General features: G+C 72.6%; 28 protein-coding genes and 1 tRNA gene. 20 read left to right on the forward strand and 9 right to left on the reverse strand.

Features of this window, described 5'->3' with window-relative positions; all coding sequences use genetic code 11:
* From KUM49_RS10460 to KUM49_RS10470, 3 genes are all read left to right on the forward strand, one after another.
* Nucleotides 1–398, forward strand: a 398-nt coding sequence (locus KUM49_RS10460; RefSeq protein WP_254401038.1) for a DUF309 domain-containing protein, incomplete at its 5' end; no start/stop codon positions are given.
* A gap of 79 nt (nucleotides 399–477) precedes the next feature.
* Complete coding sequence (cobF, locus tag KUM49_RS10465) at nucleotides 478–1,248, forward strand: precorrin-6A synthase (deacetylating) (protein ID WP_217236466.1); 771 nt, start codon at nucleotides 478–480, stop codon at nucleotides 1,246–1,248.
* A 239-nt stretch (nucleotides 1,249–1,487) separates the two neighbouring features.
* A complete protein-coding gene (locus tag KUM49_RS10470; RefSeq protein ID WP_217236467.1) occupies nucleotides 1,488–1,913 on the forward strand; it encodes a hypothetical protein in 426 nt (141 codons plus the stop codon).
* On the opposite strand, the gene KUM49_RS10475 is transcribed toward KUM49_RS10470, so the two are convergent.
* The gene (locus KUM49_RS10475; protein WP_217236468.1) at nucleotides 1,900–2,646 is read right to left on the reverse strand and encodes a cobalt-precorrin-6A reductase; all 747 of its coding nucleotides are present in this window, start codon (nucleotides 2,644–2,646) and stop codon (nucleotides 1,900–1,902) included. The genes KUM49_RS10470 and KUM49_RS10475 overlap by 14 nt on opposite strands.
* A 126-nt stretch (nucleotides 2,647–2,772) precedes the next feature.
* On the reverse strand, nucleotides 2,773–3,546 hold the full coding sequence (locus KUM49_RS10480; protein ID WP_217236469.1) for a sulfite exporter TauE/SafE family protein: 774 nt from the start codon (nucleotides 3,544–3,546) through the stop codon (nucleotides 2,773–2,775).
* A 188-nt stretch (nucleotides 3,547–3,734) separates the two neighbouring features.
* Between KUM49_RS10480 and KUM49_RS10485 the strand changes: the two genes are divergently transcribed.
* The 4 genes from KUM49_RS10485 to KUM49_RS10500 all read left to right on the forward strand — a co-directional run bounded on the left by KUM49_RS10485 (nucleotide 3,735) and on the right by KUM49_RS10500 (nucleotide 5,881).
* On the forward strand, nucleotides 3,735–3,992 hold the full coding sequence (locus tag KUM49_RS10485) for a WhiB family transcriptional regulator (RefSeq protein ID WP_217236470.1): 258 nt from the start codon (nucleotides 3,735–3,737) through the stop codon (nucleotides 3,990–3,992).
* Nucleotides 3,989–4,471: a Dps family protein gene (locus KUM49_RS10490; protein WP_217236471.1), complete on the forward strand. Its 483-nt coding sequence runs from the start codon at nucleotides 3,989–3,991 to the stop codon at nucleotides 4,469–4,471. Before KUM49_RS10485 ends, KUM49_RS10490 begins: the two co-directional genes overlap by 4 nt.
* Nucleotides 4,472–4,539: 68 nt before the next feature.
* Nucleotides 4,540–4,872 (forward strand): DUF3140 domain-containing protein, encoded by a 333-nt coding sequence (locus tag KUM49_RS10495; protein WP_217236472.1) that lies wholly within the window; start codon nucleotides 4,540–4,542, stop codon nucleotides 4,870–4,872.
* A gap of 169 nt (nucleotides 4,873–5,041) precedes the next feature.
* On the forward strand, nucleotides 5,042–5,881 hold the full coding sequence (locus KUM49_RS10500; RefSeq protein ID WP_217236473.1) for an SAM-dependent methyltransferase: 840 nt from the start codon (nucleotides 5,042–5,044) through the stop codon (nucleotides 5,879–5,881).
* A 50-nt stretch (nucleotides 5,882–5,931) separates the two neighbouring features.
* Here the strand turns inward: KUM49_RS10500 and KUM49_RS10505 are convergent, their stop codons facing one another.
* Nucleotides 5,932–7,080: a sensor histidine kinase gene (locus tag KUM49_RS10505; RefSeq protein WP_217236474.1), complete on the reverse strand. Its 1,149-nt coding sequence runs from the start codon at nucleotides 7,078–7,080 to the stop codon at nucleotides 5,932–5,934.
* A 218-nt stretch (nucleotides 7,081–7,298) separates the two neighbouring features.
* Between KUM49_RS10505 and KUM49_RS10510 the strand changes: the two genes are divergently transcribed.
* The 4 genes from KUM49_RS10510 to KUM49_RS10525 all read left to right on the forward strand — a co-directional run bounded on the left by KUM49_RS10510 (nucleotide 7,299) and on the right by KUM49_RS10525 (nucleotide 11,189).
* A complete protein-coding gene (locus KUM49_RS10510) occupies nucleotides 7,299–7,667 on the forward strand; it encodes a DUF4333 domain-containing protein (protein ID WP_217236475.1) in 369 nt (122 codons plus the stop codon).
* Between the two features lie 19 nt (nucleotides 7,668–7,686).
* Nucleotides 7,687–8,370: an ABC transporter ATP-binding protein gene (locus tag KUM49_RS10515; protein WP_217236476.1), complete on the forward strand. Its 684-nt coding sequence runs from the start codon at nucleotides 7,687–7,689 to the stop codon at nucleotides 8,368–8,370.
* A 32-nt stretch (nucleotides 8,371–8,402) separates the two neighbouring features.
* Entirely contained in the window at nucleotides 8,403–10,421 is a 2,019-nt protein-coding gene (locus KUM49_RS10520; protein ID WP_217236477.1) for an FtsX-like permease family protein, read from the forward strand.
* A gap of 72 nt (nucleotides 10,422–10,493) precedes the next feature.
* Nucleotides 10,494–11,189 carry a response regulator transcription factor gene (locus tag KUM49_RS10525; RefSeq protein ID WP_217236478.1) on the forward strand — a complete coding sequence of 232 codons (696 nt, stop codon included), beginning with the start codon at nucleotides 10,494–10,496 and terminating at the stop codon, nucleotides 11,187–11,189.
* Nucleotides 11,190–11,196: 7 nt separating this feature from the next.
* Here the strand turns inward: KUM49_RS10525 and KUM49_RS10530 are convergent, their stop codons facing one another.
* Entirely contained in the window at nucleotides 11,197–12,606 is a 1,410-nt protein-coding gene (locus KUM49_RS10530) for a cytochrome P450 (RefSeq protein WP_217236479.1), read from the reverse strand.
* 243 nt (nucleotides 12,607–12,849) lie between these two features.
* Here KUM49_RS10530 and KUM49_RS10535 point away from each other — a divergent pair, with 243 nt between their 5' ends.
* The 7 genes from KUM49_RS10535 (at nucleotide 12,850) to KUM49_RS10565 (ending at nucleotide 18,456) form a co-directional block, all read left to right on the forward strand.
* Nucleotides 12,850–13,701, forward strand: coding sequence for a hypothetical protein (locus KUM49_RS10535; RefSeq protein WP_217236480.1), 852 nt, complete (start codon nucleotides 12,850–12,852; stop codon nucleotides 13,699–13,701).
* Nucleotides 13,702–13,830: 129 nt separating this feature from the next.
* Nucleotides 13,831–14,643: an SAM-dependent methyltransferase gene (locus tag KUM49_RS10540; RefSeq protein ID WP_217236481.1), complete on the forward strand. Its 813-nt coding sequence runs from the start codon at nucleotides 13,831–13,833 to the stop codon at nucleotides 14,641–14,643.
* 45 nt (nucleotides 14,644–14,688) lie between these two features.
* A complete protein-coding gene (locus tag KUM49_RS10545) occupies nucleotides 14,689–16,092 on the forward strand; it encodes a glutamine synthetase family protein (RefSeq protein WP_217236482.1) in 1,404 nt (467 codons plus the stop codon).
* A 1-nt stretch (nucleotide 16,093) separates the two neighbouring features.
* Nucleotides 16,094–17,257, forward strand: coding sequence for an amidohydrolase family protein (locus KUM49_RS10550; protein ID WP_217236483.1), 1,164 nt, complete (start codon nucleotides 16,094–16,096; stop codon nucleotides 17,255–17,257).
* Nucleotides 17,258–17,290: 33 nt separating this feature from the next.
* Nucleotides 17,291–17,827 (forward strand): NUDIX hydrolase family protein, encoded by a 537-nt coding sequence (locus KUM49_RS10555; protein ID WP_217236484.1) that lies wholly within the window; start codon nucleotides 17,291–17,293, stop codon nucleotides 17,825–17,827.
* A 35-nt stretch (nucleotides 17,828–17,862) separates the two neighbouring features.
* Nucleotides 17,863–18,153 (forward strand): FAD-dependent oxidoreductase, encoded by a 291-nt coding sequence (locus KUM49_RS10560; RefSeq protein WP_217236485.1) that lies wholly within the window; start codon nucleotides 17,863–17,865, stop codon nucleotides 18,151–18,153.
* 123 nt (nucleotides 18,154–18,276) lie between these two features.
* Nucleotides 18,277–18,456, forward strand: coding sequence for a hypothetical protein (locus KUM49_RS10565; RefSeq protein ID WP_217236486.1), 180 nt, complete (start codon nucleotides 18,277–18,279; stop codon nucleotides 18,454–18,456).
* Nucleotides 18,457–18,465: 9 nt separating this feature from the next.
* On the opposite strand, the gene KUM49_RS10570 is transcribed toward KUM49_RS10565, so the two are convergent.
* Nucleotides 18,466–18,798, reverse strand: a complete 333-nt coding sequence (locus KUM49_RS10570) for a DUF2218 domain-containing protein (protein ID WP_217236487.1) — start codon at nucleotides 18,796–18,798, stop codon at nucleotides 18,466–18,468.
* A gap of 109 nt (nucleotides 18,799–18,907) precedes the next feature.
* Nucleotides 18,908–18,981 (reverse strand) — tRNA-Pro (locus tag KUM49_RS10575).
* Nucleotides 18,982–19,115: 134 nt separating this feature from the next.
* Here KUM49_RS10575 and KUM49_RS10580 point away from each other — a divergent pair.
* Together KUM49_RS10580 and KUM49_RS10585 are read left to right on the forward strand one after the other, a co-directional pair.
* Nucleotides 19,116–19,823 (forward strand): transketolase, encoded by a 708-nt coding sequence (locus tag KUM49_RS10580; RefSeq protein ID WP_217236488.1) that lies wholly within the window; start codon nucleotides 19,116–19,118, stop codon nucleotides 19,821–19,823.
* A gap of 39 nt (nucleotides 19,824–19,862) precedes the next feature.
* Nucleotides 19,863–20,783, forward strand: coding sequence for a transketolase family protein (locus KUM49_RS10585; RefSeq protein WP_217236489.1), 921 nt, complete (start codon nucleotides 19,863–19,865; stop codon nucleotides 20,781–20,783).
* Nucleotides 20,784–20,899: 116 nt separating this feature from the next.
* On the opposite strand, the gene KUM49_RS10590 is transcribed toward KUM49_RS10585, so the two are convergent.
* The 3 genes from KUM49_RS10590 to KUM49_RS10600 are packed head-to-tail and all read right to left on the reverse strand — an operon-like array spanning nucleotide 20,900 to nucleotide 22,422.
* Nucleotides 20,900–21,259, reverse strand: coding sequence for an MmcQ/YjbR family DNA-binding protein (locus tag KUM49_RS10590; RefSeq protein ID WP_217236490.1), 360 nt, complete (start codon nucleotides 21,257–21,259; stop codon nucleotides 20,900–20,902).
* Nucleotides 21,260–21,289: 30 nt separating this feature from the next.
* Nucleotides 21,290–21,841 (reverse strand): GNAT family N-acetyltransferase, encoded by a 552-nt coding sequence (locus tag KUM49_RS10595; protein ID WP_217236491.1) that lies wholly within the window; start codon nucleotides 21,839–21,841, stop codon nucleotides 21,290–21,292.
* Nucleotides 21,838–22,422, reverse strand: a complete 585-nt coding sequence (locus KUM49_RS10600) for a helix-turn-helix domain-containing protein (RefSeq protein ID WP_217236492.1) — start codon at nucleotides 22,420–22,422, stop codon at nucleotides 21,838–21,840. Before KUM49_RS10600 ends, KUM49_RS10595 begins: the two co-directional genes overlap by 4 nt.
* Nucleotides 22,423–22,448 lie beyond the last annotated feature (26 nt).

Below are 22,448 nucleotides of genomic sequence, written 5' to 3' on the forward strand. Positions count from 1 at the left end.
AGCCCGAGGGGGTGGTCCGCACCCCGGACGAGAGCGTCGCCGAGGCCCAGGAGCTGCTGGACGCGGGGAAGCCGTTCCACGCGCACGAGGTGTTCGAGGACGCCTGGAAGTCGGGGCCCGAGGAGGAGCGCGGCCTGTGGCGCGGGCTGGCCCAGCTCGCCGTGGGGCTCACGCATGCCGCCCGGGGCAACGTCACGGGCGGCGCCCGGCTGCTGAGGCGCGGCGCCGGGGCCGTGGAGGAGTGGGCGGCGGCCGCGGGACGGGAACGGCCGTACGGACTGGACCTGTCGGGGATCGTGGGCTGGGCGCGGCAGCTTGCCGAGAACGTGGAGAGGGACCTCGCGACCATCGACGCCGGGGCGCAGGCACCGCGGCTGCGGGGAGAGGCGGCCTCCTGAAGGCCGGACCGGCAGTCGCCGCGGGCACCCGCGCGGACGCGGTGTACGGGTTGTCAGTGCCGTGCGGCAGACTCGGGGCGTGCGAAAGATTCATGTCATCGGTATCGGCGCGGGCGACCCCGAGCAGCTCACCCTGCAGGCGGTGCGGGCGCTGCGCGGCACGGACGTGTTCTTCGTCCTCGACAAGGGCGAGGTGAAGAACGACCTGGTGCAGCTCCGCCGGGACATGCTCGACGCGCACATACCCGAGGGGACGTACAGGGTCGTCGAGGCGCGCGACCCGGAGCGGGACCGGTCGGCCGGCGGGGCCGCCTACTCCCCCGCCGTCGGGGACTGGCGCAGTGCCCGCGCGGAGATCTACGCACGGCTGATCGCCGAGGAGCTGGGCGAGGACGAGAGCGGCGCGTTCCTGGTGTGGGGGGACCCGGCGCTGTACGACAGCACGATCGGGATCCTGGACGAGATCCTCGAGCGGGGCGCGGTGGCCTTCGAGTACGACGTCGTGCCGGGGATCAGCAGTGTCTCGGCGCTCGTCGCCCGGCACCGCACCGGCCTGAACCGGGTCGCCCGTCCCGTCCAGATCACGACCGGCCGGCGGCTCGCCGAGGGCTTCCCCGAGGGCGTGGACGACGTGGTCGTGATGCTCGACGCCCACCAGACGTTCCGGCAGTACGCCGACCAGGACATCGACATCTACTGGGGTGCCTACATAGGCACGCCGGACGAGATCCTCGCCGCCGGCCCGATCGCGGAGGCCGCGCCCCGGATCGAGCGGCTGCGCGCGGAGGCCCGCGAGCGCAAGGGCTGGATCATGGACACGTATCTGCTGCGCCGCAATCGGCGGGAGTGAGGCACGGGCCGCCCGGGGCAACCGTGCGGCCCGTCCGAGCTGTTCACGCGGCGGTGGGCCACGCCCGGGCCCTCGGCGCGGCCTGGGCCGCGTGGCTGGGGACCGGGTGCAGCGGCACATCGGGCGGCCGTCGGGGGCGGACCTGCACGGGTTGCCGCGGTGGCCGAAGGAGCCGGCGCCGGGCGCCGCCCGCCGAAAAGCGAAGGCGGAGCGGAAGGGGCGGTTGCCATACTCGCGGCATGTCCCCCGCGCCCGTCCGCTTCCACGATCCCGGCAGCACGGCCTCCGACTTCAGCACGTCGGTGCTGGTCCGCTGTCCGCGCTGTGACCGCATCGCCCACTTCGAGCGCCGGACGCACCCCGAAGCACGTCTGGTCTGCCGGTCCTGCGGCCTGTGCAGGACAACGGGCCGGTGCGCCTGGCCGACCCTGTGGCTGAGGGCCGAGACGAGGCACGGCGAGATCTGGGCGTACAACCTCGAACACCTCGATCTGCTCCGGCGGTTCGTGGCCGCGACACTGCGGGAGCGGCCGCCCTGGTACGAACACGGCCCGAAGATGACCTATGTCGCCCGCCTGCCCGCCTGGATCAAGTGCGCCGGGAACCGTGACGAGGTGCTGCGCGCCGTCGACCGACTCCGTGCCTCCGTCGTCACCGCGGACTGAGGCCGAGCCACGCCAGGACCGCCGCCACATCGGGCACCGCCGTCACGCCCTCCGGCAGCGGCGGGCGTCCGACGACCACGACGGGCAGCGCCAGTTCCCGCGCGGCCGTCAGCTTGGCGGCCGTCGCCTCTCCGCCGCTGTCCTTGGTCACCAGTACGTCGATGCAGTGGTCGTACAGCAGCGCGGACTCGTCGGCGACGGTGAACGGGCCGCGGGCCAGGAGGACCTCGGTGTGCGGCGGCATCGGCGGCTCGGGCAGTTCCACGGACCGTACGACGAAGTGCAGGTCCGTCAGATGCGCGAAGGCGGCGAGGCCCAGGCGTCCGGTGGTCAGGAAGACCCGCCGGCCGAGCCGCGGAAGCAGGTCCGCGGCGGTGCGCAACGACGACACGGTGTGCCAGCGGTCCTCGGGTCCGGGCCGCCAGGCCGGGCGGCGCAGGACCACCGCCGCGACCCCGGTCGCCGCCGCGGCCGCCGCCGCGTTCTCGGAGATCCTGGCGGCGAAGGGATGCGTGGCGTCGACGAGTGCGTCCACGCGTCGCTCCCGCAGCCAGTCGGCGAGGCCGTCCGCCCCGCCGAAGCCACCGATCCGTACGTCCCCGGCGATCACGCCCGGCCGGGCCACACGTCCGGCGAGCGAGGTGGTGACACGGAGACCGCGGCGGGCCGCGAGCACGGCGGCCAGCTCCCGGGCCTCGGCGGTGCCACCGAGGATGAGGACGTGCGAGGGCATGGCGCCGAGCCTACGAGAGGCCGGACGGATGACGACACGCCGGGTACGAGCCGGCTTCCTGGGCTGGACGGCTGATGGTCGGCGACGAGCCCTTCGTCACCGACCCGCCCGCCCTGCCGGGGCCGGCTAGCGAAGCAGCAGCTGTAGGCCGCCCACGACCGTGGCCCCGATCACCAGCTGTTCGAACAGTCGCTGGTTGATCCTGTTCACAGCCCATTTGCCGATGAACGCGCCGGGCACGACGAACGCCACGAGCGCGGCGTCGAGGAGCAGCGAGCGGCCGTCGATCAGGCCGAGGCCGACGCTGAAGGGCACCTTGGACACGTTGACGATCAGGAAGAAGAAGGCGGAGGTGCCGAGGAAGCCGAGCTTGCGGAAGCCGGCGGAGAGCAGGTACATCGACATCACCGGGCCGCCCGCGTTGGCGACCATGGTGGTGAAGCCGCCGAGGACGCCGTACGAGCGGGCCTTGACACGGCCGGACCGGGTCGCGACCGAGTCGGGTTCCTCCTCGGTGCCGGCCGTGCGGCGGCGCCACACCGTCACCCCGGCCATCAGCAGCAGGATCGCCCCGATCGACGTCCGTACGATCCCGTCGTCCGCCCACACCAGGAACAGCGTGCCGGCGACCACACCGACCGCGACCGCCGGGAACAGTCGCCACAGCGTCGGCCAGTGGGCGTGCCGCCGGTAGGTGAGCACGGCGAGCACGTCCCCGGCGATCAGGATCGGCAGCAGCACGCCGGTGGAGGCGCGGGCGGGCAGGACCGCGGCGAAGATCGCCAGGCTGACCGTGTTGGCCCCGCTCACGGCGGTCTTCGAGAAGCCGACGAGCAGCGCGGCGGAGGCGAGGGCGGCGAATTCCCAGCCGGTGATGTGCCAGAGGCTCATGGTGTTCATGCGAACACCGATGCTATGTGCAGGTAACCGGTGGCGTAAGGAGCGTCTCGTCAGATGGCCCATGTGAACTAGCGTTGCTAGTTTTTACTACATGTCCGGCGGGGATCTCAGGAGAAATGCCCGGTACAGCCACTGCGGCGCGTTCTTCGCGGTGTTTGCTCTGATTCACGCGGGGCACCCGCGCCGCCATGGAGTGGTTGCGCAGTGCGGCCTGCGTGGGCGAGGACCCCGAGTTGTTCTTTCCCGTGGGCACGTCCGGACCGGCGCTGCGAGACATCGCGGCCGCCAAACGTGTGTGTGCCCGTTGCCCGGTGACCGTCCAGTGTCTGACGTTCGCGTTGGACGACGGGCGGACCTCGGGCGTGTGGGGCGGAACCTGCGAGGAGGAGCGCGACGCACTGCTCCGTACGACCAGAGACGACGCCGCAAGGAGAAGCACCGTATGACTGTCGTGAAGAGCACGATTCCCGAATCCGCCCGCCAGGTCACCGGGGACGCACTGCAGAGCACGCTGGTGGACCTTCTCGGGCTCTCCCTCATCGGGAAGCAGGCGCACTGGAACGTGGTCGGCCCGCGCTTCCGTTCGATCCACCTCCAGCTCGACGAGGTGGTCACGGCCGCGCGGGACTTCGCCGACACCGTCGCGGAGCGCGCTTCGGCGCTCGGCCTGCCGCCCGACGGCCGGCCGGAGACGATCGCGTCCGCGTTCACGCTGCCCGGCCCGAAGGACGGCTGGGTCCGTGACTCGGAGGTCGTCGAGGTGATGGTCGAGGCCCTGGGGGCGGCCATCGGACGGCTGCGCGAGCGCATCGAGGCGACCGAGAAGGCCGATCCGGTCACCCAGGACCTGCTGATCACGGTCACCGCCGAACTGGAGAAGCAGCGCTGGATGTTCGACGCGGAGAACTGGCCGAAGGAAGGCTGACCGGTACCTGGACGCACCCGTACGAAGCCGACCGGTACCCGAACCTCACCTGCACGAAGGGGCACTTGATGACCGACGCCCTCGAACTCGACGCGCTGTGGGAGGACTTCCACCGCGTGGTGAACATGACCTCGCAGGAACTGGCCGCGTGGCTGCGGGTCAGCGACGCGGACGAGAACGCGGAGCCACTGCCGGAGCACGCGGGCACACCCACGGGGCAGCACGTCCTCGCGATCCTGCAGAAAAGGCGTACGGATCTCACCGATGACGACATCAGTGTGATGTACGAGGTCGTCGACACCGTCACCGATGAGACGGATCCGGAGAACGAGCCCGCTGCCGAGGACACGGCCCGCCGACAGCGCCTGATGACGCTCGGCCACGACCCGCTCAGGCCGTGACCCGCCGGCCGAGAACGCCGAACCGGCCTTGCCCGCCGCCGCGTTGACGCGGCGGCGCCTGGCCGAACAGGTGGCCGAAGACCCCCTCTGCCACGCCTCATGATCGTGCCAGACTGCTCGGACAGCCCGCCGGGCATCTCGCGGGCATCGTCGAGCAGAGGAGCACAGCGTGACCCAGCCGGCCGTCCAGCGGACCGACGCGAACCGGACCGGCCCCAACCGGATCGACACCACCAGACCGCATCCGGCCCGGGTCTACGACTGGTTCCTCGGCGGCAAGGACAACTATCCGGTCGACGAGGAACTCGGCCGGCAGATCACGTCGATCGACACCGGAGCCCTGCGGGCGGCGCGCGCCAACCGCCGGTTCATGCAGCGGGCCACGCGTCGGCTCGCCCGGGAGGCGGGAATCCGCCAGTTCCTCGACATCGGCACCGGCATACCCACCGAGCCCAACCTCCACCAGATCGCCCAGTCCGTCGCCCCGGACGCCCGCGTCGTCTACGTCGACAACGATCCGATCGTCCTGGCCCACGCCGAGGCCCTGCTCCGCGGCACGCCCGAGGGCGTCACGGAGTACCTCCAGGCCGACGCGCGCGATCCGCGGAGCATTCTCGAACAGGCCCGCCACATCCTCGACTTCGACCGGCCGATCGCCCTGTCCCTGATCGCCCTGCTGCACTTCGTCGCGGACGAGGACGGCGCGTACGAGCTGGTGGAGGCCCTGGTCGACACCCTCGCGCCGGGCAGCTGCCTGGTGCTGTCGGCGATGACGGCGGACTTCGAGCCGGAGAACGTACAGCGGGGCATCGCCGCGTACGCCGCGGGCGGGGTGACGCTGGTGGCCCGGTCGCAGGCCGAGATGGGCGGCTTCTTCGAGGGGCTTGAGGTGATGGAGCCGGGGATCGTGTCGGTCGCCGACTGGCATCCGGAGCTCTCCGCCACGGGCGAGAGGCTCGACGGGGATGGACCCGTGTCGCTGTACGGGGCGGTGGGACTCAAGCCCTGACGCCCTGGTCTTCGCATCCGCGACGCTCTCCGGCCGGCCGGGTGTCCCCGTCACGTGGGAAACACCGCCCGCACCTCCCAGCCGTGACCGCCGCGCGGCCCCGCGTGCAGGTCGCCGCCCAGCGCGGTCACCCGCTCTTTGAGCCCGACGAGGCCGAAGCCGCCGCCGTGTGCGGCCTCCGGGAGCCGGCTGCCGCCGCGGCCGTCGTCCATGACCGAGACCTCCAGCCGGCGCCCCTCGTGGCGCAGGCGGACGGTGATCCGGGTGGCGTCGCCCGCGTGGCGTCGCACATTGGTCAGTGACTCCTGGACGACGCGGAAGGCGGCCGCCTGCACCTCGTGCGGGAGGTCGTCGCGGACGGTGGGGTCGCACAGCAGAGTGACCTGCTGGAGGGGACCGGCGAAGCCGTCGGTGAGACCGGCGATGCCCGCGATGTCGCCCACCGGTCGGCGGTCGGCTGGTTCGGTACCGGTGTCGCGCAGCACGCCGACCGTGCGGCGCATGGACGCCAGCGCCTCGGTCGCGGCGCGCTCTATGCCGGCGAGGACCGGGTCGAGCTCGTCCTGACGGGCGTCGGCCATCATGCGCGCCACCTGCGTCTGGACGAGGATCCCGGTGACGTGGTGGGCGACGAAGTCGTGCAGGTCGGCCGCGATGGCGAGGCGCTCGGAGCGGCGGGTCTCGCTGACGGCCACGGTCCGGCGGTAGTCCATGGAACGCAGATAGGCGGCGAACCCGGCGGTGAGGCCGATCAGGACCAGCCCGACCAGCATGTAGCCCTGCATGGTGCCCGGCGTGCCGCGCAGGGCTCGCACCGGCAGCGCCAGGACGGCCCCGCCGACGAGCACGCCGCACACCACGACCGAGGGACGCGGGCAGTGCCGTACCGCGATGAACAGCAGGCACAGCAGAATCGTCAGCTCGCCGGGGCCGAACAGGGCCCCCGGGTACCGCACCGACGCGACCGTGTAGAGGCCGCAGACCACGGCGGGCACGGCGGTGCGCACCTGCGGGGTCAGCCATGCGGGGCGCCGGTCGGCGGGCCACAGCACGGCGGCGCCACCGACCAGCAGGACGGCGGCGACCGGCCAGGTGCCGACGTCCTGGCCGGCGGAGTAGGCCAGGTCGACGGCCGCCGCACTGACGAGGACGCCGACGCCGAAGCCCCGGGCCAGGCCCCGGAGAGAAACGGACTTCATGCCGCTCACCGTATGCGGCACGGACGGCGGCGGGATCGGCCGAACGGCCGAGGCGGCACCGCGTGAGCCCTGGCCTTGTGGCCGAGGCGCGCGCCCGGCCGCGCGGGCGAAGGTGGAGCCACTTCCCCGGCAGGTTGAGCCGCCGCGCCTCTTCGCAGCGATTCCTCGGCCCTCGCCGCCACCTCGGCCTCAACGGTCGAAGTCGTCAGGAGTACGTGATGCAGCGCAAGTTCCTCGTCGGTGCGGTCGGCGGTGCGGCCGCGGTCGCCGCCGTCCTCGGTGTCGGCACCCATCTGCTGTCGGGAACGGAGTCGACCACCGGGCTCGACAGACGGTCCACGGAGTCGGTCGGCGGGCAGAAGGCACTGGCCGCCGACATCGTCGCGGGCCGCACCGAGAGCAAGTACCACCCGCTCCCCTGGGTCGGGGCGAAGGTCTCCGGCGTCACCTGCCCCACCGGCCTGAAGGCCGTCGCCGGGGCCACCGTCACCTGCACCGGCAAAAAGAGTGACGGGAAGAGCGTCGACATCCCGGTCACCGTGGTCAAGGCCACGAGCGAGTCCGTCACCTGGAAGTTCGAGCGCTAGAAAAGGGCCGCACCCCATCATGAGCATCGTTCTGGCCGGTCACGGCCTCGTGAAGAAGTACGGCTCGGCCACCGCCCTGTCCAGCGTGGACGTCGAGGTCGGCGAGCGCGACTCACTGGCGATCATGGGCCCCTCGGGGTCCGGCAAGTCCACCCTGCTGCACATCCTGGCCGGGATCGTCCGCCCGGACGGCGGGCAGGTGCTGCTGCGCGGCGAGCGGATCGACACGCTGGGCGAGAACCGGCTCAGCGCGCTGCGCCGCAAGCGCTTCGGGTTCGTCTTCCAGTTCGGCCAGCTGCTGCCGGAGCTGCCCGCCGAGGAGAACGTGGCCCTGCCGCTGATGCTGGAGGGCACGCCCCGCGGGCGGGCCGTCGAACAGGCCCGCCGGTGGTTCGCCCCGCTCGGCCTCGACGGGCTGGAGAAGCGGCGGCCCGGCCAGCTGTCCGGCGGCCAGGCCCAGCGGGTGGCGATCGCCCGCGCCCTGGTCGTCGAACCGGACGTGGTCTTCGCGGACGAACCGACCGGCGCGCTCGACCAGACCACCAGCACGGAGGTCGTCCGGCTGCTGACCTCGGTCACCCGCGACCAGGGCGCCGCCCTGGTCATGGTCACGCACGACGCGGAGGTCGCCGCCCATTGCGACCGCGTCCTCCAGGTCCGGGACGGCCGGATCAGCAACCACAGCCAGTACACGGCCGCCTGATCCCCTCGCGCCCAGAACCTCCGGAGATGCCGATGCGTTCCCCCGTCCTGCCCCTGACCTGGCATCTGGCCCGGTCCGCCGGCCGCCGCGGCCTGCAGAGCCGGCTGCTGGCGGCGGGGGCCGCCGCCGTCGGCGCGTTCGTCATGCTGGTGATGATCGCCGCCAGTGTCGGCGCCGGCATCCGCGCCGACCACACGACATGGCGTACACCCGCCGCCGTACCGGCGAAGCAGGCCACCGCCGTCCAGGCGCTCGCCACGACCTACGTCCGCCACCAGCCCGTGACCGTCGTCTCGCTGGCCCGCCTGCCCGGCCGCCCGGCCACCCCGGCCCCGCCCGGTCTGGGCGTCTTCCCCAGGAAGGGCGAGGTGTACGTCTCTCCCGCCCTGGCAGAGCTGATGGGCAGGCTTCCCGCGAGCCGGCTGGCCGACCGTCTTCCGAAGGTGACGTCGTACGGCACGATCGGCGCCGCCGGTCTCGCCTCGCCCGACGAACTGGTCGCCGTGGTGGGCCGGGCGCCGAGCGACCCGGCGGTGTCCGAGGCGGCCGGCGGCGGCACCACGTGGTTCGACGAGGGTCAGAGTGCGCGTGCCGAGATCTCCGGGTTCTCCGGAACTCGGAAGCCCCTGCTCACGGGCTCGGACAGGGATGCGGTGCTGCTGGGCCTGGTGCTGCTGGCGATGCCCGTGGTCGTGCTGTCCTCGGCGGCCGGGCGGCTCGGCGCGGCCCGGCGCGAGCAGCGGCTGGCCGCGCTGCGCCTGGCGGGGGCCACACCCCGGCAGATCCTCACGATGACCGCGGTCGAGGCGGCGGTGGTCGGCGCGGCCGGAGCCCTGGCGGGCGCCCTCGCGTACGTGGCACTGCTGCCGGTCCTGGCCGAGGTGCCCTACGGCGTCGGTGGCTGGTACACCGATCAGCTGTGGCTGGGCCTGCCGTGGTGCGCGGCCGTGGTGGCCGGCGTCACCGTGCTCCTCACCGTCAGCGCGGTGTCGATGCTGCGCCAGGTGGCGACCGCGCCGCTGGCCGTCGCCCAGGAGGCGAACCCGCGCCGCACCCGCTGGATCCGGTTCGCCCTGTTCGCGGCTGCGCTGCTCTACATCTGGCAAACCGCGAACAGCGGCAAGCTGTCGCCCCGGCAGGCACTCGTCCTGCTGGGCCTGTTCTACGGCACGTTCTGGCTGTTCGGCCCGTGGGTGGTGGACCGGCTGGGCCGGATCGCGGGCCGCTTCGCCCGCCGCCCGGCGACCCTGCTGGCCGCGCGGCGGCTCAGCGACGACCCGCGCGGCGCCTGGCGCACCGTCAGCGGCCTGGTGCTCGCCGGGTTCGTGGCCGGGTTCTTCTCCGTGAGCCAGCTGGGCAGCCTGGACGGCAGGGACTACCGGAATCAGGTCGCCGTGGTCACCCCGAGCACGGCCGACGCCCGGCACGCGGCCGCCGAGGCCCGTACCCTGCTCGACCGCGCGGGTGTCACGGCGACCGTCACCACCGGCGGCGCCGACGACTACGGCAACCTGCTGGGCGGCAACCCGGGGGTGATCGCCCATGTCCTGGGCGGTACCGAACGGGTCGACACCGCTGTCACTGCCCTGACGTCCGTCGCGGCGGGCACGCCCCCGTACACCGAGGACTACGCGACGGCGTCCGACCGCACGGCCATCGACCGCCTCTCCGAGGTCAGCACCGCCACCCTGGCCCTGAGCTTCGCCGTGGCGACCGCCTCGGCCGGGCTCACCGCGGCGGCGAACGTCCTGGACCGGCGGCGCGTGTACGGCCTGCTGCGGCTGGCCGGCACCCCGCTGCGGGTGCTGAACCGGGCCCGGGTGCGCGAGACGGTCCTCCCCCTGGTCGTCCTCGCCGGAGGCACCACCGCGATGGGCGTGTACGGCTCCTACAAGCTCAACCAGGCGGCAGACCTCACGATCAACGCGACCGGCGCCCTGCAACTGGCCGCCTGTGTGGTCATCGGCGCGCTGGCGATGTTCGCCGCCATCGCCGGCAGCAGACCACTGCTGAAGAAGGTGACGGCCGATCCGGCCCAGACCGCGGACTGACGATCCCGGGTGAAGGCCCGCCGCACCTGTCGGCGGGCCGTTGCCCCACCACCCCTGAGGCATGATCGAGCCATGACGAGCCCCACCCCGCCCGGCGCCCCCATCCGTGTTCTCATCGCCGACGACCAGGAGATGGTCCGTACCGGCTTCCGGTTCTTCCTGGACGCGCAGCCCGACATCACGGTGGTCGCCATGGCGGCCGACGGCGAGGAGGCGGTCGCACTGGCCCGCACGGTGCGGCCGGACGTGTGCCTCCTGGACATCCGGATGCCGAAGCTGGACGGGCTGGAGGCCACCCGGATGCTGGCGGGGCCCGAGGTGGCCGACCCGATGCGGGTGGTCGTGGTGACCACCTTCGACCTCGACGAGTACGTGTACGGGGCGCTGCGGGGCGGCGCCTGCGGGTTCCTGCTCAAGGACTCGGGGCCGACCCTGCTGGCGGAGGCGGTCCGCGCGGCCGCGGCCGGCGACTCCCTGGTGTCCCCGTCGGTCACGGTCCGTCTCCTCCGGCACGTCACCGAGACGCCACCGCCGAACGCCCCGACCCGCTCCGCGTCCCCCGTCGAGCCCCTCACCGACCGCGAACTCGACGTGGTCCGCCTGGTCGCCCTCGGCCGCACCAACGCCGAGATCGCCGCCGAACTGTACGTCTCCCTCTCCACGGTCAAGACGCACCTGTCCAGTGTCCAGCTCAAGCTGGCGGCACGGAACCGGGTGGAGATCGCGGCCTGGGCGTGGCAGAACGGTCAGGCACGGGCCCGGTCCTGACCGGCGCTCAGCCGTCCGAGCGGATGAGCCCCGTCAGGTACCGCCACAGCGACGACCGGCGCTTGGCGGCCTGGTCCGGTACGTCGGCCGCGGGCGCCTCGGTTTCCTGGGGCGCGGGCACATACCGTACGGCCGACGCGGCGAGTTCGTAGCGCACGGGCAGCGAGCGCAGCCCTCGCATGAACGGCGAGGAGCGCCAGGGAAGCTGGTCGACCGGGAGGGCCAGTTCCAGGTGCCCGAACCGTTCGAAGAGGCGGCTGACTCCCGCCGACGCGATCGTCGACGCCAGTTCGCGGGCGGGGCACTGCCGAGGCCCCGCGCCCCACGACAGGTGTGCCCGGCTACTGATGGTGGAGGAGCCCGGTGTCATCTGCCCGGCGAAGAGGGGGTCGGCGTGCGCGGCGGCCGAGGAGACCCACACGGGTTCGCCGGCGTGGATGGTGTAGTTCCCGAGCCGGGTGTCCTTGACCGCGAACCGCGGCACGAAGTTGACCAACGGCGGCTTGCGCATGACCACCCGGTTCATGGTCTCGCGGACCATCCCGGCGGACAGGGCGGTGCGCACTCCGCCCTCGCGCTCCCCGGAGATCACCTCGACCACGGTGTTGGAGACGAGGATGCCGACGTGGTCGGAGGTCATGCCGAGCAGCATGAACAGTTCCCTGGCCAGCTCGTCGACCGAGAGGTCCGGGTGGGCGGCCAGCAGGTGGGAGGGGAAGTCGTCGCCCGGCTGCTCGATCTTGGCGGCGGCCAGCTCCGAGAGCGTCTTCAGGAGCCGCTCCAGGGCGGGTTCCGCGTCCGGGCCCGCGTCCAGCACCCGCCACATGTCCATCAGGGCGTCGTCGCCCTGCGAGCCGGGGAAGCCCAGCAGATGGCTCGCCGCCATCAGTGGGAGCGGCCGGGAGAATTGGGCCGACAGGTCGGCCATGCCCGTGCGCCCACCCTGTGCGAGCAGGGTGATCAGCTCGTCGGCGTAGACCGTGACGGCCGATTTGAGCCGCTTGGCCTGTGGGCTCCTCGGGTCCTGGAACGGCCGGAGTGCGGCGTCCCACGCGGTGCGCAGTGCCGGGTAACCGGGACCGCCCTGGATCAGTACGTGGTTGACCTCCAGGGAGGGACCGAGCGGCCAGTCGGCGGGCACCCTGCCCTCCGACCGGGCCCGCCAGTTCTCCAGGCCCTTCGGCCAGCCGGCGTCGTCCTGCAGCACCTCGAGCGACTCGCGGTAGCCCAGCACGAGCCAGGCGGGCACGCCCAGCAGGTCCACCGGCGCGACCGGTCCGTGCCGCTCTCGCAGCCGTTCGTAGACGAGCCCGGGACGCGTCTCGTAGTCCCGGGTCAGCAGGGGCTCCGGGTCCAGGGCTTCCAGCCGCGCGCCGGCCGGCGTCGGCTCCCCTTCGTCGGCCAGGTGGAATTCCATGGTTCTGCCGCCCCCTTCGACACCGCCCGTAGCGGTCTGCAGCCTGTGAGTGGTCGCGGATCTCGGAGGACCGTACCTCAGACGTCACACACGTGACACGGCGGGGTACTCACCGGTAATGGAGCCGGCAGGGGGAGAAGGCCCGCCGACAGCCACTCACCCGAACAGGCTCGTGCGCTGGTGGGCCGAGAGGGCCGGTGGTGCGCTGAGGGACATCTACCACGCCCGCAGGAGGCATCCGTGATGACCGCTCGTCCGTCCCGAACTGTCCGGTTCCTCTCCTCGGCCCTGGCGGCGAGCGCCCTGCTGACCTGCACGGCCTGCGGGGACGACGACGGCGGTTCGGCGGACTCGGACGTCGCGGCGACACCCGTGGCCGAGGGCTCGCGGGCCGTCTCACCGTTGGCCGTGACCTCGCCGACGCCGTCGGCCTCCGCCCGGCTCACCGCCGCCGGGGCCCGGGCCGCGCTGCTCACCGAGGCCGACCTGGAGGACAACTGGGCGCAGGTGGGCGACAAGGAGGCCGCCTCCTGGCGCGAGAGTCTGCTCATCGGCAAGGTCGACGTCGCGGAGTTCCTGACGGCCAAGACCGACGCCGACGACTGCCAGAAGCTGCTCGACACCCTCTACAGCGACGACCTGCTGGGCAAGCCGTCCGGGGCGGACGCGCTCAGGGGCTTCGAAGAGGGTGACTCCCGTCTTCTCCAGCAGGTCGCCGCCTACGACAAGGTGGCCCTCGACGAGTCCCTGGCCTGGCTGAAGACCCTGCCCACCGAGTGCGACCAGTTCACGGCGACCGACGACACGGGCGACGAGCGCACGGTCCAGGTGACCGAGACCTCCGTGCCGAACGTGGGCGACGCCCGGCAGGGACTGCACGTCACCGTCCAGGGCACGGCCGCCGACGCGCCCGCCACGCTCACCCTGGACGTCGCCGCCGTACGGGTCGGCACCGACGCGATCACCGTCACCGCCGGCGGTCTGGACGGGGGCGAGGACGACTCGGTCGAGCGGGCGGTCCGGCAGGGCACCGAGCGGCTGAAGGACGTCCAGGCAGGCCGGACGCCCGCCGCGGACCCGGGCGAGATCGACTGACCTCAGGATCCCGTCTACTTCCGCACCGCGTTTCCGCTCGGCCGTTTCCGCTCGGCCGTTTCCGGGACAAGCTGATCATCGGACGGCACAATGGCGGCGATGGACGCGGGCGCGAGAAGGAGCAGTGACGTGAGCGAGAGCGACACCCCGTCAGGCCGGTCGGCGAGGCTCAACACCGGTGTGGCGCACAACGCACGCGTGTGGAACTACTGGATCGGCGGCAAGGACAACTACGAGGTCGACCAGCAGGTCGGCGAGCACGTCGCCGGGATGTTCCCGATCATCCGCGAGATCGCCCGCGCCGACCGCTGGTTCCTGGGCCGGGCGGTCCGGTTCCTCGCCGAGGAGCAGGGCGTCCGTCAGTTCCTCGACATCGGCACCGGGCTGCCGACGGTGGACAACACCCACGAGATCGCCCAGCGGATCGCGCCCGAGTCGCGGATCGTGTACGTCGACAACGACCCCATCGTCCTGGTGCACGCCCGCACCCTGCTCACCAGCACCGCCGACGGTGTCACCGACTACATCGACGCCGACGTGCACGACCCGGACGCCATCCTCGAACGGGCCTCGCAGACCCTCGACTTCAGCAAGCCGGTCGCGGTGATGATGCTGGGCATCCTCAACTTCGTCCTCGACACCGCCAAGGCGCGGGACATCGCGCGCCGCGTCATGGCCGAGCTGCCCTCCGGCAGTTACCTGGCCCTGACGCACCCCACCTTCGACGCCGACCTCGGCGGCGAGGGGCAGATCCCGGCGATGAAGTTCTGGAACGAGAACGCCACGCCGCCGATCTGTGCCCGCAGCCGCGAGGACATCGCCGCCTTCTTCGAGGGACTCGAGCTGCTGGAACCGGGTCTGGTGTCGTGCTCGCAGTGGCGCGCCGAGCCCGACTCCCCCCTCGCGGTACCGCAGTTCGGGGCGGTGGCCGTGAAACCCTGACGCCGGCGCCGCCGCCGGTCCGGCCGAGCTCGTCGTGGAGGACGTATGACCACCCTTGCCGACCCCGTCCCCGGCGGACGTCCCGGAGAGCCGGAACGGGCCGCCGCGCTCGCCGACGAACTGGCCGGCCGGGGCGTGCACGGCATCATCCTCTGCTACGTCGACACCGCGGGCGTCACCCGGGTCAAGACCGTCCCGACGGCACGGCTGGCGGCGGCGGTGGCCTGGGGCGTCGGCATGTCGCCGGTGTTCGACACCTTCCTCGCCGACGACTCGATCGTCACCACCGACGTGCTGGGCTCGCCGGACGGCGATCTGCGGCTGTATCCCGACCTGGACCATCTGGTGGCGCTGGTCGGGCAGCCCGGCTGGGCGTGGGCGCCGGTGGACCGGATCACGCAGGAGGGCGAGACCCACCCGGGGTGCGGGCGTACCCTCCTGCGTCGGATCGTGCGGGAGGCCGCCGAGCGGCACGGTCTTGCCTTCAAGGCGGGCATCGAGATCGAGTGGGCCGTCGGTGAAGGGCCGTCCGCCGACGGGGACTTCGTGCCCGCGACGACGGGACCGGCGTACAGCGCCACCCGGCAGGTCGAGCTCAGCGACTACGCCGCCGACCTGCTGGCCGCGTTCGCCGCGCAGGGCGTGGAGGTCGAGCAGCTCCATCCCGAGTACGCGGCTGGGCAGTTCGAGGTCGCGGTCGGCGCGCTCGACCCGGTGGCCGCGGCCGACCGCAGTGTGCTGGTCCGGCAGACGATCCGCGCGGTGGCGGGGCGCCACGGCCTCGTCGTCTCCTTCGCTCCGGCGGTCTTCGCCCAGGGCGTCGGCAACGGCGGCCACATCCACCTCTCCGCCTGGCGCGACGGTGCGAACCTGCACTCCGGGGGCGGTGGCCGGTACGGCATGACGGCCGAGGCCGAGTCCTTCGCGGCGGGCATCCTGGCCCGTCTCCCCGCTCTCACGGCGATGACCGCACCGAGCCCGGCGAGCCGTCTGCGGCTCAAACCCTCCCAGTGGGCCGGGGTGTTCACCGCCTGGGGCCGGGAGACACGAGAGGCGGCGCTGCGGGTGGTCACCGGGACCGCGGGGGTCCGCGACCGGGCCGCGAACCTGGAGGTCAAGCCGGTCGACCTGGCCGCCAACCCCTATCTCGCGCTGGCCTGCCTGATCGCGGCCGGTCTGGACGGCCTGGCCTCGTCCGCGCCGCTGCCAGCGGAGATCACCGGGGATCCGGCCCGACTCGACGCCGAGCAGGCGGCGGCCCGGGGTGTACGACGGCTGCCGACCTCGCTGTCCGAGGCCGTCGAGGCGTTCCGCGCCGACGAGTTGCTGCGGACGGTGCTGGGCCCCGTCCTCGCCGACGCGGTGATCGCCGTACGCCTCGGCGAGGTCGCGGCCGTCGCCGGGCTGGACGACGAGGGCGTGGCGGCGGCGTACCGCTGGAAGTACTGAGATGGGCGCGGGTCCCGTGCACGAGACGCTCGCCACCGTGCGGCTGGTGGACCACCACTGTCACGGGGTCGTCACCACCGACCTCGACCGGCCGGGCTTCGAGTCGCTGCTCACCGAGGGCGGGGTGTGGCCCGGAATCTCACCGTTCGACAGCCCGGTCGGTGTGGCCGTCCGCCGCCACTGCGCACCGCTGCTGGACCTGCCGCGCCATACGCCCGCCGAGGAGTACGTGGCGCGGCGGGCCGAGCTGGGTGCGCGCGAGGTGAACCGGCGCTTCCTCGCCGCCGCGGGCACCGGGGTGTTCTGCGTCGACACCGGGTTCACCCCGGACCGCCTCACCATCCCGCGGGAGCTGGCCGAGGCGGCGGGCGGGACGGCGTACGAGGTGGTACGGCTGGAGGCCGTCGCCGAGGCGGTGGCGGCGGGCGGGGTGGAGCCGGGCGAGTACGCCGGGACGTTCCGCGCGGCCGTTCTGGGGGCCGTGTCGCGGCCGGGTGTGGTGGCGGTGAAGTCCGTCGCCGCCTACCGCACCGGCTTCGACCTGGACCCGGTGAGGCCCTCGGACGCGGAGGTCACCGAAGCGGCCCGGCGCTGGCTCGCCGACGGCGGCCGGCTGGCCGATCCGGTCCTCGTACGGGAGCTGCTGTGGACCGCCGTGGATCTGCGGCTGCCGCTCCAGCTGCACACGGGCTTCGGCGACGCGGACATCCGACTGCACCGGGTGGACCCCACCCACCTGACGGACTGGCTGCACCTGACCGCCGGCACGATCCCCGTCCTCCTGCTGCACTGCTGGCCCTACCAGCGCCAGGCGGCCTACCTGGCGGCCGTGTTCGAACAGGTGTACCTCGATGTGGGGCTCACCCTGCACTACGTCGGTCCCTCCCGGGCCGGAGCGGTTCTGGCGGAGGCGATGGAAATCACGCCGTTCCGCAAGCTGCTGTACAGCTCGGACGCGTACGGTGTGGCCGAGTTCTACCATCTCGGCGCGCTGGCCTTCCGGCACGGCCTGGCCGGCCTGCTCGAGGAGCGGGTGGACGCCGACGAGCTGAGCCTGCCGGACGCGCTGCGGATCGCGGCGTGGACGGGCGGCGCCAACGCGCGCCGCCTGTACGGACTTCCCCCGACCGACACCGATCCTCTCCCCAGCCCTCACCGCGACTGAGCGTTCGCGATTCCCGGAAAGTATGATCAAGCAATGTCTGACATGACCGATACCACGCCCGGCTGGCTCACTTCCGACGAGCTCGAGATGGCGCGCGCCCGGATGCCGATCCTGTACGTCGAGGCCGTGCCCGTGCGCGTCGACGACAGCGGCGAAGTCACCAGCGTCGGCCTGCTGCTGCGCATCGGGTCCGACGGAACGGTCAGCCGGACTCTGGTCTCGGGCCGCGTCCTGCACCACGAACGGGTCCGCGACGCCCTGCTGCGCAACCTGGAGAAGGACCTCGGCCCGATGGCGCTGCCCCAAATCCCGCCCTCCCTGCAGCCCTTCACCGTGGCCGAGTACTTCCCCACACAGGGCGTCACGCCGTACCACGACCCCCGTCAGCACGCCGTGTCCCTCGCCTACGTCGTCCCGGTCAGCGGTGACTGCCGCCCCCGGCAGGACGCCCTCGACCTGGTCTGGTTCAGCCCGCAGGACGCCCTGTCGCCCGCGATGCAGAGCGAGATGCCGGGCGGGCACGGAGTGCTGCTCAAGCAGGCGCTGGCGCACGTGGGCTGCTCGGTCTGAGCGGCGGTCCGGCGGCCGCTGCGCCGGTCGTGGTCGTGGTCGTCGGGGCGGGGATCGTCGGTTCGCCGATCGCGTACCACCTGGCCCGCCGCGGCGCCTCCGTGCCCCTGGTCGACCCAGGTCCGGCCCCTGCCACGGGGGTGACCGGCGAGTCCTTCGCATGGATCGGCGGGCCCGGCGGGGACTTGGCCGGGCGGCGCGCGCGATCTGCGGGAGTCCGTCCTGGCCGACCACCGGCGCCTCGCCGCCGAACTGCCGGACGTCGTCGTGCGCCGGACCGGTTCGCTGGTCCGGCCGCATTCCTCGGTCGGCACTTCGCCGGGTGAGGGACGGTCCTGGGTGGAGCGCGAGGAGATCGGGGCGCTGGAACCCCGGCTGCGCACGGTTCCGGAGCGGGCGGTGCACACTCCCTCCGACTGCGGGACGACTGCCGCGCCAGCGGGCGGTCGATGCCCGCGCACGGGCCCGTGCTGGGCCATGTCACGCCGGACCGGTCGGTGTACGTGGCCGTCCTGCACTCGGCCGTGACTCTGGCACCCACCGCCGGACGACTGGTCGCGCAGGAGATCGTCACCGGGGTGCCGGCGGCCGAACTGCGCCGGTGCCGATTGGCGCGCGGCGCGTCCTGACGCGCGAGGTCACTCCGGGTCCTCGGGCTTGCGCTGGGTCGTGCCGGGCTCGCCCGTGTCCCGTCGCCACTCGACGACCAGCTCGTCCTTGGTGCCGAAGCGGACCAGGTGACGGCCGACGACGTCTTCGAGGAGGTCGAGGTGTTCGGTCTCCGTCTCCACCGAGAGCAGCAGGGCCCCGTCGACGGCGGTGAGCGAGCCGGTGCCGTTCTGGAAGATCAGCCGACCCTCACCGGTCTCCTCGTCCCAGTGGGTCTCGCTGCGACGGCCCAGGTGGGAGGCGAGTTGCTTGGCGTAGCGGTGCGGCCGGTCGGTGACGACGCGGGCCTCGGAACGGGGCATGGCGTACTCCGGGGGATCACGGTGCGGCGAACAGCCAACGCGAAGACCGGGTCCGGCCCACACGAAAAGGGCCCTCACAAGCTCTCGCCTGCGAAGACCCTTCGCACCGTCGGGACGACAGGATTTGAACCTGCGACCCCTTGACCCCCAGTCAAGTGCGCTACCAAGCTGCGCCACGTCCCGGTGCCGTCTGACCTGGGGTTTCCCCCGGCCGATCGTGCATGGAAACAATACCGCACTCGGGTCCGTGGTCGCGCCCACGTTTCACCGCACCCGCTCTTGACCTCAACTTTGCTTGAGGTTGCACGATCGTCGGTATGACGATCACCGAAGAACGAGGTCGCGGGTACGGGTACCGCGACCTGCCCCGCCTCATGGAGCTGATGACGGGCGACGAGAAGCATGGACCTGCGGCGACGTCCACGCTGGACGCGTTGTGGGTCCTCTACGACCGGGTGCTCCGGGTCGGACCCGAGCGGCCGGACGATCCCGCGCGGGACCGGTTCCTGCTGTCCAAGGGGCACGGGCCGATGGCGTACTACGCGGTGCTGGCCGCCAAGGGCTTCGTACCCGTGGACTGGCTGCCGGGCTTCGGCTCGTACGACTCCCCGCTCGGCCACCACCCCGACCGCGTGCTCGTGCCGGGGGCCGAGATCGGCAGCGGGTCACTGGGACACGGGTTGCCGATCGCCGTGGGCACGGCGCTCGGGCTGCGCGCACAGGGGCTCGACGAGCCCCGGGTATGGGCGCTGGTGGGAGACGCCGAGCTGGACGAGGGCAGCAATCACGAGGCGATCGCCTTCGCCGGGCCCGCCGGGCTGGAGCGGCTGCACACCGTCGTGATCGACAACGCCTCCGCCAGTCACGCCCGGCCCGGCGGGATCGCCGCCCGCTTCGAGGCCGCCGGCTGGTCCGCGGCCACGGTCGACGGCCGTGACCACGAGGCGCTGTACGCCGCCTTCACCGCCCCGCACCCGGGCCGCCCGCACGTGGTGGTGGCCCGGGTCGAGCCGAAGTCCGCCTGAACGTCCGCCCTGACATCTCCGGAAAGGCCCGAACCTTCCATGGACACCATGCGTGACCGTTTCCCCGCCGTCGTCTCGCGCCTGCTCGACGAGGATCCGCGGGTCGCGGTCGTCCTCGCCGAGATCGGCCGGGACGGCTTCACCGAGGCCTGGCACCGGCACCCCGACCGGGTCGTCAACGTCGGCATCCGCGAGCAGCTCCTCGTCGGGGCGGCCGCGGGGATGGCCCTGACCGGGCTGCGGCCCGTCGTGCACACCTTCGCGAGCTTCCTCGTCGAGCGGCCCTTCGAGCAGATCAAGCTGGACCTCGGACACCAGGACGTGGGGGCGGTGCTGGTCAGCGCCGCCGCGTCCTTCGACTGGCCCGCGGGCGGGTACACCCACATGTCGCCCGGGGACGTGGCGCTGCTCGACACCCTCGACGGCTGGACCGTGCACGTGCCGGGCCATCCGGACGAGGCCGAGACCCTCCTGCGACACGCGGTCGCCGCCGGCGACGACAAGGTGTACGTACGGCTGTCCGTGCAGGCCAACCGGGAAGCGCTCCCGGTCGACGGCGAGCGGTTCCGCACCGTCCGCGAGGGCCGCTCGGGTGTGGTCGTCGCCGTCGGTCCCCTGCTGGACGCGGTGCTCGACGCCGTGGCGGACCTGGAGGTGACCGTGCTGTACGCGACGACCGTACGTCCCTTCGACGCTGCCGCCCTGCGCCGGGCCACGGAGACGGCGGGAACCGACGTCGTGCTCGTCGAGCCGTATCTTGCGGGTACGTCGACGGCGGCCGCGAACGACGCCCTCGCCGACGTACCCCACCGGGTGCTGGGCCTCGGTGTGGGCCGCCGCGAGCTGCGGCGTTACGGCCGCGTCGAGGAACACATCGCCGCGCACGGCCTGGACGCCCGGTCCCTGCGGGAGCGGATCGGCGGGTTCGTGGCGGGTGGGGCGGTGACGGCGGATTCGTGAGGCGGACCGGTCGTGCACCGGGCCGGCGTGAGGCGGGTTGGTCCGTGGAGCCGGGCGGGCCTTCTCCCCCGAGGCCGTCCGCTCCCGTGCCGCCGCCGAACCCGAGCCTGCGTGTCCTACTCCCCGGCCGGCCGCCCCAGTTCCGGGTGCGCGTCGAGCAGTCGCGTCGGTGCCGCCTGACGCCAGGAGTCCGCGAGGATGTCACGCACCTCGTCCTCGTCCTCCAGCGCGGCGAGGCGGGCACGCACCCAGGCGAACTGCGCCTCGTGGTCGGCGATCCAGAACTTCTCCGGTTCGGCCAGCACCAGTTCGTTGCGCTCCTCCTTGGGGCAGCGCACGGCGAGGGACGTCTCGTCCTCGGGCAGCGTGGCGAACATCTTCCCCGCCACCCGGAACGTGGGCATGCTCCAGGCGATCTTCTCCGTCGTGTCCGGCAGGGACAGGGCGATTCGGCGTACGTCTTCGGCGTCCGGCATGACAGGCACCGTAGTGGCTGCCACTGACAATCACCTGGTGAGAGCTGTGACTCCGCTCCCTGCGGCCGCCCCCACGTACTTGTAGTAGAGCGTCGTCGGCCGCAGCACCCCGGCCGGGTCCGCCGCGTAGTCGGGGATCACTCCGGCCCGCGTCCAGCCGACGGCCGTGTAGAGGTGCTCGGCGGGGCTGTCGGTCTCCGTGTCCAGGTGGAGGAGGGTGACGCCCGCACCGACGGCCGCCTCCTCGGCGGTCGCCAGCAGCCTGCGGCCGAGGCCCCGTCCGCGGGCCTCCCGGTGCACCATCAGCTTGACCAGTTCGGCGCGGTGGCGGCTGTTGGGCTTGTCGGGGAACGCCAGGCTCACGGTGCCGAGCGTCCGGCCGTCGTCGCGCGCGACCCACACGGCGAGCTGCCCGGCGGCCACGCCCGCCGCCCGCTCCTGCCACCAGGCGAGGGCGGTCGCCCGGTCGAGCGGAGCGAGGAAGCCCACCGAGGCGCCGCCGTCCACGGTGTCGACCAGCAGGTCGGCCAACGCCTCGACGTGGTCGGCCACTTGGGTCCCGTCCAGCCGGCTCACGATCACGGCAACACCACCGCCAGCACGTACCGCACCCGCTCGGGGCCCGCACACCGGAACCGCGTCGGCCCCCACACCCGCAGCCGCAGGCAGTCACCGGCGTCGAGGTGGTGCTCGGCGTCCTGTGCCGTCACTGCGAGGGCCCCTTCGAGGACCCAGATGTGCTGCTCCAGGCCGGGCACGGGCGGCCGGTCGTAGGCGATGTCGGCGCCCGGGGCGAGCCGCCCCTCGACGAGTTCGCCGCGCAGACCGGAGTGCGGCGGGGACACGGACCGCCGTACGAATCCGGAGGCCCGGTCCTCCCACACCGGCTGGTCCGCGGCCCTGACCACCAGCGCCGGTTCCGCCTCGATCTCGCTGAGCAGCTGGGACATGGTGCGTCCGTAGACGTTGCACAGCCGGTTCAGCAGCGAGGCGGTGGGACTGATCTCCGCCCGCTCGGCCCGGGACAGGGTCGACCTGCTCACCCCGCTGCGTTCCGCCAACTCCCCCAGCGACCAGCCGTGTTCGCCTCTCAGTTCGGCCAGCCGCGCGCCCAGCCGGGCGTCGACGGGGTCCGGCCCGGACTCGACGACTTCATGTTTCATATCCGGGATTATATCCCGCATGCGAG

This window comes from Streptomyces sp. AC555_RSS877 (assembly GCF_019049245.1).
Classification (GTDB): Bacteria; Actinomycetota; Actinomycetes; order Streptomycetales; family Streptomycetaceae; genus Streptomyces.